The organism is Klenkia sp. AC732 (genome assembly GCF_979256525.1).
The window spans coordinates 1-13,543 of sequence record NZ_CEEDOS010000065.1 but is presented as its reverse complement, the minus strand read 5'-3'; the positions used below and the strand labels follow the sequence as shown (position 1 = coordinate 13,543).

12 protein-coding genes are annotated in these 13,543 nt (G+C 74.4%); 5 read left to right on the top strand and 7 right to left on the bottom strand.

The annotated features are described in order from the left end of the window. The 3 genes from AC0IVP_RS20895 to AC0IVP_RS20885 all read right to left on the bottom strand — a co-directional run. A partial coding sequence (locus tag AC0IVP_RS20895) for a hypothetical protein (protein ID WP_471759093.1) occupies window positions 1–295 on the bottom strand: 295 nt, incomplete at its 3' end. Beyond that, window positions 292–2,649 carry a DUF6049 family protein gene (locus AC0IVP_RS20890; RefSeq protein WP_471759091.1) on the bottom strand — a complete coding sequence of 786 codons (2,358 nt, stop codon included), beginning with the start codon at window positions 2,647–2,649 and terminating at the stop codon, window positions 292–294. The genes AC0IVP_RS20890 and AC0IVP_RS20895, both read right to left, overlap by 4 nt. Next, complete coding sequence (locus AC0IVP_RS20885) at window positions 2,646–3,122, bottom strand: NUDIX hydrolase (RefSeq protein WP_056296105.1); 477 nt, start codon at window positions 3,120–3,122, stop codon at window positions 2,646–2,648. Before AC0IVP_RS20885 ends, AC0IVP_RS20890 begins: the two co-directional genes overlap by 4 nt. A gap of 42 nt (window positions 3,123–3,164) precedes the next feature. Here AC0IVP_RS20885 and AC0IVP_RS20880 point away from each other — a divergent pair, with 42 nt between their 5' ends. Together AC0IVP_RS20880 and AC0IVP_RS20875 are read left to right on the top strand one after the other, a co-directional pair. Continuing rightward, window positions 3,165–4,649: a CCA tRNA nucleotidyltransferase gene (locus AC0IVP_RS20880; protein WP_471759089.1), complete on the top strand. Its 1,485-nt coding sequence runs from the start codon at window positions 3,165–3,167 to the stop codon at window positions 4,647–4,649. Window positions 4,650–4,809: 160 nt separating this feature from the next. Then, window positions 4,810–5,679 (top strand): hypothetical protein, encoded by an 870-nt coding sequence (locus AC0IVP_RS20875; RefSeq protein WP_471759087.1) that lies wholly within the window; start codon window positions 4,810–4,812, stop codon window positions 5,677–5,679. Here AC0IVP_RS20875 and AC0IVP_RS20870 read toward each other — a convergent pair. Then, entirely contained in the window at window positions 5,668–6,978 is a 1,311-nt protein-coding gene (locus AC0IVP_RS20870; protein WP_471759085.1) for an MFS transporter, read from the bottom strand. The two genes, AC0IVP_RS20875 and AC0IVP_RS20870, sit on opposite strands and share 12 nt — an antisense overlap. A gap of 175 nt (window positions 6,979–7,153) precedes the next feature. On the opposite strand from AC0IVP_RS20870, the gene AC0IVP_RS20865 reads away from it, so the two are divergent. Then, window positions 7,154–7,720: a YqgE/AlgH family protein gene (locus AC0IVP_RS20865; protein WP_235564811.1), complete on the top strand. Its 567-nt coding sequence runs from the start codon at window positions 7,154–7,156 to the stop codon at window positions 7,718–7,720. A gap of 152 nt (window positions 7,721–7,872) precedes the next feature. On the opposite strand, the gene AC0IVP_RS20860 is transcribed toward AC0IVP_RS20865, so the two are convergent. The 3 genes from AC0IVP_RS20860 to AC0IVP_RS20850 all read right to left on the bottom strand — a co-directional run bounded on the left by AC0IVP_RS20860 (window position 7,873) and on the right by AC0IVP_RS20850 (window position 10,480). After that, the gene (locus AC0IVP_RS20860) at window positions 7,873–8,655 is read right to left on the bottom strand and encodes a hypothetical protein (protein WP_056296094.1); all 783 of its coding nucleotides are present in this window, start codon (window positions 8,653–8,655) and stop codon (window positions 7,873–7,875) included. 75 nt (window positions 8,656–8,730) lie between these two features. Next, entirely contained in the window at window positions 8,731–9,810 is a 1,080-nt protein-coding gene (locus tag AC0IVP_RS20855; protein ID WP_056296091.1) for an inositol-3-phosphate synthase, read from the bottom strand. Window positions 9,811–9,862: 52 nt separating this feature from the next. Further along, the gene (locus AC0IVP_RS20850; protein WP_235564810.1) at window positions 9,863–10,480 is read right to left on the bottom strand and encodes a PadR family transcriptional regulator; all 618 of its coding nucleotides are present in this window, start codon (window positions 10,478–10,480) and stop codon (window positions 9,863–9,865) included. A gap of 202 nt (window positions 10,481–10,682) precedes the next feature. Between AC0IVP_RS20850 and AC0IVP_RS20845 the strand changes: the two genes are divergently transcribed. Both AC0IVP_RS20845 and AC0IVP_RS20840 read left to right on the top strand, forming a co-directional pair. Then, window positions 10,683–11,111, top strand: a complete 429-nt coding sequence (locus tag AC0IVP_RS20845) for a DUF5318 family protein (protein WP_235564809.1) — start codon at window positions 10,683–10,685, stop codon at window positions 11,109–11,111. A gap of 112 nt (window positions 11,112–11,223) precedes the next feature. Continuing rightward, window positions 11,224–13,543: transglycosylase domain-containing protein (locus tag AC0IVP_RS20840; protein WP_471759083.1), on the top strand; the 2,320-nt coding region annotated here is incomplete at its 3' end.

Here is a 13,543-nt window from a genome sequence, read left to right as displayed (position 1 = left end):
GGGGCAGGTCGGTGCGGGACGCCGGTCGTCGGGGTGTGGCAGCCGGGGGTCCGGCGGCCGGGGGTGCTGCGGCCGGGGGTGCTGCGGCCGCGGGTGCGGCGTCCCCGGTCGGGTCGGCGCGGTCCCCCTCGGGGGCGGCGCCGGTCGTGTCCTCCCCGGCCGACTGCGCACGGTCGGACGGGGCGGCGGCGTGCTCCCCCGTGAGGCCCTCGGCCCGGGAGCGCTCGACGATCTCCTGCACCGTCGGCGCCGACCCCTCGGCGGGCGCGCCGGTGCGGTGGTGCCCGCCGCTCACACCCTGCTCCGGGTCGGCGGACCGGCGTCACGCGGTCGGGGGGCGGGGTCGCCGTCCGGCATCTCCGCGTCGACCGGCACCAGCACGTCCTCGTCGGCAGCGGCGGGCTCGCCGCGGCGACGGCGCAGCACGAAGAGCACGAGCCGGCGCAGGAACAGCAGGCCCAGCAGGGCCGCGGCGCCGATCGTGATGGCCAGGGTGATGGGGCCGTAGGCGGTGCTGGTCACCCGCAGCTGGACCGGCTCGCCGAGCGGTCCGCCCGACGGCGTCGACAGCATCGCCGCGACGGTGAACGAGCCGGACTGCCGGACCTGCGTCGGGACGGTGATCGTCGTCCGGCTGCCGGGTTCGAGGACCGTCGCGGGCACCGGGTCCGACGAGAACCCCAGGCCGCCGCGAGAGCTCAGCGCGAGCTGCGCGGAGACCGCGAAGGGCAGGTCGTTGCGGACGGTCAGCACGAGGGGGGCGTCGCTGGAGGCCAGGCTGTAGGCGCCGTCGGCGGGAGCCAGCAGGGTCACCTGGCCGCGCAGGGCCGCCACCGTCCGATCCAGGTCCGTGGCGGCGGTGGCGAAGCCCTCGGGGTCGCCCAGCCAGCCCGAGGAGCTCGCCCGGGCGATCGCGGCGTCGTACCCGGCCAGCACGGTCGCCGGGTCGGACACGACGGCGGTCGCGACGTCGTCCCGGACGGCCACGCTGCCGGCGATCTCGGCCATCCCCGCCAGGGCCAGCTGCCGGTCACCGGTCGGTTCCACCAGCTCTCCGGCATCGGCCTCGGGCCCCTCGGCGAGGTCCTCGACCGAGGCCGCGGCCAGCCAGGGCTGGGTGACGGTGTCGGCGATCATCGGCGTCGCCCAGGACGGGTCGGCGTCGACCTCGCGCGGGGGCACCACGAGCACGGTCTGCGCCACGGCCGGGTCCACGGCGGCCAGCTGGCTGGTCAGCACACCCAGCTCGGCCAGGTAGCGCTGCTCGACGACCCGCGGACCGGCGGCCGCGGTCGCGGCCGAGGCCACCACCGCGGACAGCGTGCCGTCGGCGACCAGCGTGGTGGTCTCCCCGTCCGCCGTCTCCAGGGGCACGCGGGCGGCGGCGGTCCCGCCGGTGCTGCCCAGTGCGGCCCCGGGGTCGCTGTAGGCGCCCGCGGCCAGCACGACCCGGTCGGCGCCACCGGCCCGCAGGGTGGCGAGGGTGTCGGCGCGGACCGTCCCGCCGGTGGGCCAGGCCAGGTCGGTCGCCGGCTCGACGTCGAGGGTGTCGGCCAGGATCCGGGCCCCGGCGCCGGTGTCGCCGGCGGGCTCGGTGCGGGGGGGTGCCCCGGGGGCGGGGGTCACGGCCGGGTCGCCGTCGGCGTCGGTGGGCTGCGCGGCGGTGCCCTCGGCCGTCCCCGGCAGGCTCCGGGTCAGGACGTCGGCGAGCCCGGCGGCCTGCAGGGCGTCGGCGTCCACGTCGGCGTAGGGCAGCGCGGCCACCGGGTGGACGGCGGCCAGGGCGCGCAACCGGTCCAGCCAGTCGGTGGCGGCCGCGGTGCCCGAGCCCGCGACCCCGTCGACGGTGTAGCCGCCGGCCATCGCCCGCAGCTCCTCGACCAGAGCCGGGTCGACCACCAGCGTCACCGGGACGGCGACCCCGCCGTCGGGCAGCTCCTCCAGCACGTCCAGCGCGCGGTCGAGCCGACCGCCGGCGGAGACGTCGTCGGCCAGCTCGTCGTCGGTGAAGGCACCGGAGGCGTCGCGGTGCGGACGGTCGGTGAGCGGCCACAGCCAGGCGACCGTCGTCCGGCTGGTGGGGACGGCGGGCTGGACCAGCAGGTGCGTGGACAGCTCGCCGATCCGCTCGACCAGGCCGTCCCGGCTGCCGTTGACGTTGAGCAGCACCGGGTAGACGCCGTCGGCGGTGAGCCCGAGCTCGTCGGTGGTGGCGGTGTAGGTGAAGCGCAGGTCGTCGCCGGGGTCCAGCACGCCGTCCACCGGCAGGAAGGGCGCCTGGACGGCGCTGCCGGTGGAGGGTGCCGCCACGTCGGCGGCCAGCTCGGCCCGGGTGGTCAGCCGGTCACCGCGCTGCAGGCGCACGGAGAGGTCGGTGATGGTGTCGTCGCTGTCGTTGACCAGCGTGCCGCTGACCGCGACCGTCCCGCCCAGCACGAGGGTGCGCGGTTCGAACGTGTCGACGACGACCCGCACCGGCCGGTCACCGGCGCTGGTCGGTGCGGCCGAGCTGCCGGGGTCCGGCGCCGCCGACGCCGGGGTCGCCAGCGCGGGGACGGCGAGCAGCGACACCAGGGCGGTGGCCAACAGCACCCACACCCGGGTGGCGACGGCGGGGCGGCCGGCGCCACCGGCGGCCCGACGCCTCACGCGGTGTCGGCCAGCAGCCCGGGCGCGCGCTCGACCAGCGCCCGCTCGTCGGCGTACGCCAGCCGGCCGGACAGCTCGGTCAGCGGGACCCAGGCGACCTCGGTCACCTCGACGTCCTCGTCGGACAGGACGCCCCCCACCGCACGCAGCAGGAAGTGGTGCACCGTCTTGTGCACCCGGCGCCCGTCGGCGACGAACCAGAAGTCGATGATCCCCAGCGGGGCGATGACCTCACCGGTGATGCCGGTCTCCTCGGCCACCTCGCGCACGGCGGTGTCCTCGGGGGTCTCACCGGCCTCGATGTGGCCCTTGGGCAGCGACCAGAGCAGGCGTCCCCGGCGGTCGGTGCGGCCGATCAGCGCGGCGCGCGGGCCGGTGCCGTCGTCGTCGGCGACCACCAGGCCACCGGCGGAGGTCTCGTCGACCCGGCGCAACCGACGGCCCGGGCGTCGTCGCCCGCCCGTCCCAGCCATGCCAGGAGGGTAGCGCGGGAGACGGCAGTAGCCTGGCTGGTCGTGTCCGCCGAGCCCCCGCGTCGTCTCCCCGCCACGCCTCCTCCCGTCCCCGAGGCCGTGCAGGCGACCGTCCGCGAACTGGTCGACCTGACGCCGGTCCTGGGCCTGGTCGGTGAGCGGTTCACCGCGGCCGGCCACGAGGTGCACCTGGTGGGCGGGTCGGTGCGCGACGCACTGCTGTCCGCCGAGTCCGGCACCCCGCACGTGGGTGACCTGGACCTGACGACGTCGGCCACACCCGAGCAGACGCTCGCGGTGCTGGAGGGCCTGGCCAGTTCCACGTGGAACACCGGGATCGCCTTCGGCACGGTCGGCGCCGAGGTCCGCGGCGAGCGGCTGGAGATCACCACCTACCGGGCCGACCGGTACGACCGGGAGTCCCGCAACCCCGAGGTCGCCTGGGGCAGCTCGCTGGTCGACGACCTGGCCCGCCGGGACTTCACCGTCAACGCGATGGCCGTCTCGCTGGGCCCCGACCGCACCGTCACCGACCCCTTCGGCGGCCTGGGCGACCTGCTGGCCCGCCGGCTGCGCACCCCCGGCACGGCGACCGACTCCTTCGCCGACGACCCGCTGCGGATGCTGCGCGCCGTCCGCTTCGTCGCCCAGCTGCACCTGGTGCCCTCCCCCGACGTCCTCGAGGCGATGACCACGCTGGCCCCCGAGCTGGCCCGGATCACCCCCGAGCGCGTGCAGCACGAGTTCTCCCGGACGCTGCTGAACCCCGCGCCCCGGGAGGCCCTGGAGCTCTTCGTCTCCACCGGGCTGTCCGACGTGGTGCTCCCGGAGCTGTCCGCGCTGCGGATGGAGATCGACGAGCACCACCAGCACAAGGACGTCTACACCCACTCGCTGACCGTGCTGGACCAGGCGATCGACCTGGAGCTGGCCGACCCGGACGCGCCGTCCCCGGACCTGGTGCTGCGGCTGGCGGCGCTGCTGCACGACATCGGCAAGCCGGCCACCCGCCGGCACGAGGAGCGCGGCCGGGTGTCCTTCCACCACCACGAGGTCGTCGGGGCCAAGCTGGTGCGCAAGCGGCTGCAGGCGCTGAAGTACCCCAAGGACGTCATCGAGGCCGTCTCCCGGCTGACGTTCCTGCACCTGCGCTTCCACGGGTACGGCTCCGGGGAGTGGACCGACTCCGCCGTCCGCCGGTACGTCACCGACGCCGGTGACCTGCTGTCCCGGCTGCACAAGCTGGTCCGCTCGGACTCCACGACCCGCAACAAGCGGCGCGCGGCGATGCTCTCGGCGACCTACGACTCCCTGGAGCAGCGGATCGCCGAGCTGTCCGAGGCCGAGGACCTCGCCCGGGTCCGCCCCGACCTCGACGGCAACCGGATCATGGAGTTGCTGGACATCTCCCCCGGCCCCGACGTCGGCCTGGCCTGGCGGTTCCTCAAGGAGCTGCGCCTGGAGCGCGGCCCGCTGGACCCCGAGGTCGCCGAGGCCGAGCTGCTCACCTGGTGGCGCTCCCGCTGAGTGGAGTGCCAGGAGCGAGGTTCTGTGCGCGCTCACCCTCCGCCTGTGGACGACGGGGGTGCTCGGCACTCGGAGGGGCGAGGCTGCGCAGATGCAGCTCCCCGTCGTGGACCACCTCGGCCGGCCCGTCGCCCACCGAAGGCGGCTCCGCGCTGCCGGGGTGAGCGACTACCGCATCCGCACCGCAGTCCGCGGCTCCCGGTGGCAACAGCCGCTCCCTGGCGTGCTGGTCGGTCACACGGGTGCGCTCACGAGGCTCGAACGCTGGCAGGCGGCACTCGAGTACGGGGGTGAGCACGCCGCGTTGTCGCACCGCAGCGCGCTCGCGGCGCACGGCGCCCGCGCCACGGAGCTCGACGCCGTCCCCCGAGCCGCCGGGGTGCGCGGGGACTACGCCCAGCCGCCCGAGGGTGGACTGGTCGAGATCACCGTCCCGCACGGTCATCACCTGGCCTCCTCCGGTTTCGCGGTGGTGCACCAGAGTCGTCGCGCCACTGAGCCCCTGGTCCTCCTGGGCGGTCTGCGGGTGTGCCCTCCGGCGCGTGCCGCCGTGGACGTCGCTGTCACCGTGCGCCGGCGTGCGGACGTCGAGCACGTGGTCGCCGACGTCCTCCAGCGTGGCCTGTGCAGCGTCGCCGACCTGTGCACCGAGGCCGTCCTGCTCGGACGGCGGCGCACGCCGTGGCTGCAGCAGGCTCTGCGGGATGCGGCGCGGGGGATGCGGTCCGTCGGGGAGGCCGACCTGCGCCGGGTCGTGCTGCTGGGCGGCCTGCCCGAGCCGGAGTGGAGCGCCGTCGTCGCCACGGAGGCAGGTGCCTACGAGGTGGACGCGCTGTGGCGACGGCACGGTGTGGTGGGCGAGGCCGACGGTCGGGCCTTCCACCTCGGCGCCGGCGACTGGACGGCTGACCTGCGGCGTCAGAACGCGGTCGTCGGCACGGGACTCACGGTGCTGCGGTGGCCGGTGCAGGTGCTCCGCAGCTCCCCGCAGCGCGTCGCAGCTGCACTGGCGCCGCTGCTACGGGGCTGAGCGGAGTGTGGCAGTGGAGGGAACCTGCGTCCTCATACTCCACCAGCGGTACGTGGCGGCGAGGAGCAGGTAGCCGACGCCGACGACGACCAGGACGGTGTAGCTGACCCCGGACTCGGGCAGCAGCAGCGCGGCCAGCAGCAGGGCGGCCACGAAGGTCACGTTGAAGACCGTGTCGTAGACGGAGAAGACCCGGCCGCGGAAGTCGTCGTCCACGACCTCCTGCAGGGTGGTGTCCACGCAGATCTTCACCGACTGGGCGACGAAGCCGAGCGCGAAGCCGGCGGCCACGATCGAGGGCGGCACGAACGGCAGGCCCAGGGCCAGCTGGCCCACCCCGCCCAGCACGAGGGCGGCGGTGGTCCAGCGCTGCTTGCCCCAGCGGCGCACCGCCCACGGGGTGACGGCGGCGGCCAGCAGGGTGCCGACGGCGCCGGCGGCCACGACCTGGGCCAGCCCGGCCAGCCCGGCGGGGAACAACGGGCCCCAGGCGGTGAACGTATTGCGGTAGAGCAGCAGCGTCATCAGCGTCAGGACGCCGTAGAAGACCCGGTGCACCGCCATCACGCCCAGGGCCGCGGTGGCCGGCGGGTGGGCCAGCACGTGGCGGGCACCGGCGGCCATCCCGGCCAGCACCTGACGGGCGCTCACCCGGGCCTCGCGGGCCGCGTGGTCGGGGCCCAGGTAGGGCCGCGGGAAGCCCGAGACGATGGTGGAGGCGACCAGGTAGGGCCCGGCCGACAGCAGCGCGAGCAGCGCGTAGCCGCCGTCCCCGGAGCCGAGCAGGCCCAGCGCACCGACGGCGACCCCGCCGCCCACGACCGTGGACACCGCGCCCGAGGTGGTGGTGAGCGCGTTGGCCGACACCAGTCCGGCGCGGTCGCAGGTGTGTGGCAGGCCGGCCGACAGCGCGGACAGCACGAACCGGTTCACCGAGAACACGCTGAGCCCCGCCAGGTAGAACGGCGCGCCGCCCACCCCGGCCCACACCAGCGTGGCGACGACGGCGACCAGCACCGCCCGCACGCAGTTGGCGACCAGCAGCACCTGGCGTCGACTCCACCGGTCCAGCAGCACCCCGGCGAACGGGCCGACCAGCGAATACGGCAGCAGCAGCACCGCGAAGCCCAGTGCGACGTCGATCGGGTCGGCGGCCCGCTGCGGGTTGAACAGCACCGTGCCGGCCAGGGCGGCCTGGAAGACGCCGTCCCCGAACTGGGAGGACAGCCGGGTCAGCAGCAGCCGGCGGAAGTCGGCGCGGGCCAGCAGTCGGCGTGCCGTCGTCCCCCGCCCCGCCATGCTGCGCACCCTACGACCGCGGCACGCGGCAGCGGACGCACGCACGGCTGGCCCCCACGACGCCGAACCTGTTGCACACTGGGAGGTGATGAACGCGGTGCCCTCGTCGCCTGACCCGGACCGTCGACCCGCAGCCTCGGCCGCGGGTCGGATCCCCCGTGCCGACGTCCCCCCGGTGTCGATCGGCTGCCTGGACGACGTCCGCCCCGGTGCGCTGCTGGTGGCCATGCCCGGTCTGGTGGACCCCTCGTTCGCCGGGACCGTCGTCTACGTGCTGGACCACTCCGACACCGGCACCGTCGGGGTCGTGCTGAACCGGCCCAGCGAGGTCCGGATCAACGACGTGCTCCCGGGCTGGTCGGACCTGGCCGTGCAGCCGGGGGTCTTCCACGTGGGCGGCCCGTGCGAGAGCGAGACCGCGCTGTGCCTGGCGGTCGCCGACGGTCCCTCCGAGGGCCTGCGGGTCGTCGACGGCGGCGTGCACCTGGTCGACCTGGACGCCGACCCCGACGGCCTGGGCTCCGTCGTCACCGGGCTGCGGGTCTTCGCCGGGTACGCCGGCTGGTCCCCCGGTCAGCTGGCCGGCGAGCTCGGCGAGGGGGCCTGGGCGTGCGTGGAGAGCCACCCGGACGACGTCGTCGCCACCGTCGCCGGGGACCGGTTGTGGCACCGCGTGCTGGGCCGCCAGCGCGGCGCCCGCGGGGTGCTGAGCACGGCCACCCCGGACCCCACCCAGAACTGAGCGCGGGGAACCGCTCCGTCACAGCGTGTCGCGGTGACGCGGCCCCCCTCGGCTGGTAGACAAGGACCTGCGGGGAGGACGGTCTGGGGAAGAGACCGTCCTCCCCGCTCCCATGCCCGGCCCGCGGTGCCCCGCCGGCTCCGGGCCCCAGCTCAGAAGCCCAGCTCGGCCGCCACCGTCGGGTAGTCGGCGGCGAGGGCCGTCTCGGTGTCCCCGGGCAGCGTGATCTCCCGCGGCCCGTGGTCGGCCAGGGTGATGGTGACGTCGAAGGTCTGGTCGGGCAGCCGGGTCCGGTACTGCAGCAGCAGCCGGTCCTCCGCGGACACCGTCACCGTCGTCCCGGCCCCGAAGCCGTAGACGACGGCCAGCTGCCCGTTGACCGAGGTCTGCCCCTGCCAGGTGTAGTCGCGCTCCAGGAAGGCCCGCGGGTCGTCGTCGGCGCGGGCCGAGAGGCGTGGCACCAGCTGCACCAGCACGTCGACCAGCGACGCCGTCCCGTCGGCCCGGGTGGAGGACAGCGGGCGGCGCAGGTAGCCGGTGTCCGGGCGCCCGGCGGCGGCCAGGGCGTCGGTCAGGCCGGGGACGTCGCCGATCCAGAGGTCCTGCGTGGTGGCGAAGAGCGTGCGGCTGTCGTCGGGGCGGCCGTCGCCGAAGGTGGTGACGGCCTGGGAGCGGGACGTGCCGCTGCGGAAGTCGACCTCCCCGGTCAGGGTGAGCACGGTGTCCTCCGCGTAGGGCGCGGTGACCGTGAAGTCGGCGCCGCCCTCGGTGAAGTCGCGGTGCAGCAGGCCGGCGAGGGTGTCCGCCTCCTCCTCGCTGATCGGATCACCGGGGTCGCGGTCGGTGGCCGACGACCCGTCGGAGCCGCACCCCACGAGCAGGGTCAGCACCAGGCCGAGGACGAGCGCTGCCAGGGTGCGGGGTCGAGCGGACATGCCCCCACCCTAAGGACGCCGCAGGGGCCCGGACGTGGTGTCCGGGCCCCTGCGGTCAGTCGTGCGGGTGCTGCGTCAGCGCTCGACGTCCCCACGGATGAAGGCCTCGACGGCGTCGCGCGCCTCGGAGTCGCTGTACTGCTCCGGGGGGCTCTTCATGAAGTAGGACGACGCCGACAGGATCGGGCCGCCGATGCCGCGGTCCAGGGCGATCTTGGCAGCGCGGACGGCGTCGATGATGATGCCGGCCGAGTTCGGGGAGTCCCAGACCTCGAGCTTGTACTCCAGGTTCAGGGGGACGTCGCCGAACGCGCGGCCCTCGAGCCGGACGTAGGCCCACTTGCGGTCCGAGAGCCACGGCACGTGGTCCGACGGGCCGATGTGCACGTTGCCCTTGCCCATGTCGCGGTCGACCTGGCTGGTCACCGACTGGGTCTTGGAGATCTTCTTGGACTCCAGGCGCTCGCGCTCGAGCATGTTCTTGAAGTCCATGTTGCCGCCGACGTTGAGCTGCATGGTGCGGTCCAGCTGCACGCCGCGGTCCTCGAAGAGCTTGGCGAGCACGCGGTGGGTGATGGTGGCCCCGACCTGGCTCTTGATGTCGTCGCCGACGATCGGCACGCCGGCGTCGGTGAACTTCTGCGCCCACGCCGGGGTGCCGGCGATGAAGACGGGCAGCGCGTTGACGAAGGCCACGCCCGCGTCGATGGCGGCCTGGGCGTAGAACTCGGCGGCCTGCTGGGAGCCGACGGGCAGGTAGCAGACCAGGACGTCGGCGCCGGACTCGCGGAGGGCCGCGACCATGTCGACGGGCTCGTCGTCGGCCTCCTCGACGATCTCCCGGTAGTACTTGCCCAGGCCGTCCAGGGTGGTGCCGCGCTGCACGGTGACGCCCAGCGGCGGCACGTCGGCGATCTTGATGGTGTTGTTCTCGCTGGCCACGATGGCCTCGGAGAGGTCCCGGCCGACCTTCTTGGCGTCGACGTCGAACGCGGCGACGAAGGTGACGTCGGAGACGTGGTACTCGCCGAAGCGGACGTGCATCAGACCGGGGACGGACTGGGTCTCGTCCGCGTCCCGGTAGTACTCGACGCCCTGCACGAGCGACGCGGCGCAGTTGCCGACGCCGACGATGGCGACCTTGACCTGTCCCATGGGACCTCCTTGTGCCTGCACGGTGTGTGCGCGGCCTCGATGACGACGTGGTTCAGGTGGTGCTGGTGCTGCTGTCCGGGCCCGGCGGCGCTGCCGGGTCGGCACGGTTGCTGTCGTTCCTCTCGCGGTCGATCAGCTCGGACAGCCAGCGGACCTCGCGGTCCACGCCGTCCAGGCCGTGGCGCTGCAGCTCGAGGGTGTAGCGGTCGACCCGGGCCCGGGTGCGGGCCAGGGCGGCCCGCAGCCCGTCGCGCTGCTGCTCGACGGTCCGCCGGCGGCCCTCGAGGATCCGGAGCCGGACGTCGGCTGCCGTGGAGCCGAAGAACGCCAGGTGGACGCCGAACCGACCCTCGTCGTCGTAGGCCTCCGGTCCCGTCTGGCTGACGAGGGTGTGGAAGCGCTGCTCGCCCTCGGCGGTGAGGGCGTAGACGACCTTGCCGCGGCGTCCGGTGAGCGGTGGCGCGTCGGCGGGGAGCAGCGCCTTGGGGTCGGCGTCGACGGTGTCGACGAGACCGGCGGCGAGCATCCGCTTCAGTGCCGGGTACAGCGAGCCGTAGGAGATGCTCCGCAGTCCGCCGAGCACGCCGGCGAGCTGTTTGCGCAGCTCGTAGCCGTGCATCGGGGCCCGCATGAGCAGGCCGAGGATGGCGAACTCGAGCAGCTCCCCCACCTCGTCCCTGCTGGTCCCGCTCGGATCGATGTATCGGCACGATACATCGGGAGGTGTCGCGCAGCACAACTCGGGACGACGTCCCGGGGTCGGGGCACCGGTTGTGAGCGGTCACGGTCCGGTCACGCCGAGCCCCACGGGTCTCGCCGGAGACGACCGTCGGAGAGGGGACGGCGGGCCCCGGCGTGCGTAACATCGGCCCGTGGCCGGACGACGCTCGGTGCTGGGACGCGCGGTGGTGGACTACTCGCTCCGCCGCCGGTCCCTGCTCGCCGACGTGCACGCCGGCCGCACGGGTCTGCTCGAGGTCTGCGACGCCAGTCCCTACCTGACCCGGGCCGCGAAGCACCACGGGGAGCTCACCGAGGAGCCCTGCCCGGTCTGCCGCAACCAGCGGCTGACGATGGTGAACTACGTCTACGGCGACGCCCTCGGCCCGGTCGCCGGACAGGCCAAGACCCAGGTCGAACTGGCCCGGATGCACGCGATGCAGGACGAGTTCGCCGTCTACAGCGTCGAGGTGTGCCAGGGCTGCGGGTGGAACCACCTGGCCTCGTCCTACGTCCTGGGGGCAGTGCCCGAGCCCGGCCGTGCGCCGCGCAAGACCCGGCGCCGGGCGGCCACCGACTAGCTCGACACCGAGCCGCCCGCCCCGACCGCCCAGGTCGTGCACAGCTCCACCCGCCATCCTGGCGTGACGCCCACCCGCGTCCGCCCACCGACCCGAGAGAGGGGCCACCGCCGTGCCTCCCCACGACGAGACCTCCCCCGTCGGGCCGCCCGCCGGCTCGCGCCGCCGCCCACCGCCCGCCCGGGAAGCCCGGTCCGGTGGCGGCGGTTCCCGGCCCGACCCCCGGCGCCCGGCCCGCGCCGACCGCGGCCGCACGACGGCCGCGCGCAGCACCGGCGGCGCCCAGGTGTCGGCCCGCAAGCCCGCCCCCCGGGGCAAGGGACGCAAGCGGACCGCCAAGCAGAAGCGGCGCCGGGTCTACAAGGTCCTCGCCGGCCTGGTGGTGGCCTCGTTCGTGCTGCTCGGCGTCTTCGTCGGCGTCGTCTACGCCAACACGACCGTGCCCTCCCTGGACGACGTCGCCCAGAAGCAGCTGTCGATCATCTACTACTCCGACGGCACCACCGAGATGGCCCGGCTCGGTGAGGAGAACCGGATCAGCGTGCCGCTGGACCAGGTCTCCGAGCCCGCCCGGGAAGCCGTGCTCGCCGCGGAGAACCGGAACTTCTACGACGACCCGGGCATCTCGGTCACCGGCATCGCCCGGGCGGCCTGGAACAACCTGACCGGCGGCTCCACCCAGGGCGGGTCCACGATCACCCAGCAGTACGTGAAGAACACCCTGTTGACGGCCGACCAGACGTTCAGCCGCAAGTTCCAGGAGCTCTTCCTCGCGGTGAAGCTGGACAACAGCTACTCCAAGGACGAGATCCTCGAGGGCTACCTGAACACCATCTACTTCGGTCGCGGGGCCTACGGCATCCAGGCCGCGGCGCAGACCTACTTCGGCGTCGACGCCTCCGCGCTGACCGCCCAGCAGGGCGCGGTGCTCGCCGTCCTGATCCGCAGCCCCAGCGCCTACGACCCGGCCGCCAACCCCGAGGGTGCCCAGGACCGGTGGGGCCTGGTGCTCGACGGCATGGTCGAGCAGGACTGGCTGACCCCGGGCGACCGCAGCGCATCGGTCTACCCCGAGGTGCTGGCCGCCTCCACGGCGAACCTCAGCTACCCCGACGGTCCCGAGGGCTTCGTCGCCCGGCAGGTCGTCGCCGAGCTGCAGAGCAAGTACGGCCTGGACGACCAGGACGTCTTCGCCGGCGGTCTGCGCGTGGTCAGCACCGTGAACAAGGGCTACCAGGACGCCGCCGGTGCCGCCGTCGCCGACGTGATGGAGGGCGAGCCCGAGGGGCTGCGCGAGGCCGTGGTCTCGGTGGACCCGCGGACCGGTGCCGTGCTGACCTACTTCAGCCCGGTGACCTCCACGGCGACGGACTACGTCCAGGTGCAGCGGCAGCCCGGCTCGTCGATGAAGCCCTACGTGATGGCCGCCGCGCTGGAGCAGGGCATCGGCGTCAACTCCCGCCGGGACGGCAGCTCCCCGCAGACCTTCCCGGACCGGGAGGCCCCGGTCCGCAACTCCGGCGGTGCCTCCTGCGGGTCCTGCACCCTGGTCCAGGCGATGACCCGGTCGCTGAACACCACGTTCTACGGCCTGGCCTACGAGGTGGGCCCCGACGCGGTGCGGACGACGGCGCTGGCGGCCACCGGCATGCCCGAGACGTGGCCGGTCGGCACGGTGCTGGGCAACGCCGAGGGCGGCCCGCTGAAGACGCTGGCCAACGCCGACGGCGACACCGGCTCGGCGATCGGCATCGGCGAGTACGAGATGCGCCCGATCGACCAGGCGGCCGGTTTCGCGACCATCGCCAACGGCGGCGTGCACCACGCCACGCACATCGTCAGCTCGGTCACCGACTCCGAGGGCGGCGTGCTCGTCGCGCCCGAGTCCACCGTGGACGCCGGCACCCAGGCGATGCCGGCCGACGTCGCCGCCGACACCACGTTCTCCATGGAGGGCGTCGCCGAGTACTCCCGCCGTTCGCTGGACGGCGGGCGGCCGGTGGCCAGCAAGACCGGCACCCAGGGCCAGGGCGAGGACAACTCCGACGCCTGGATGGTCGGGTTCACCCCGTCGATCTCGACCGCGGTCTGGATGGGTAACGACAGCCCGAGCGACCCGATCGTGAACGCCAGTGGGGCGATCGTCTTCGGCTCCGGCCTGCCGGGGGCCATCTGGCAGCAGTACATGGACGCCGTCCTCGCCGGCACCCCGGAGGAGCCGCTGCCCGACGAGCCGGTCATCGACGGCGACACCGGGGACAGCGTCCCGGCACCGGTGGAGACCACCCAGGCCCCGGAGCCGACCACCCAGGCCCCGCGACCCTCGACGCAGGCCCCGGCCCCGGCCCCGTCCTCGGAGGTGGAGCCGGCGCCCGCGCCGCCGACCACTCCTCCCGTGACGACGCCGCCGAGCCCCAGCCCCTCCCCGGCGC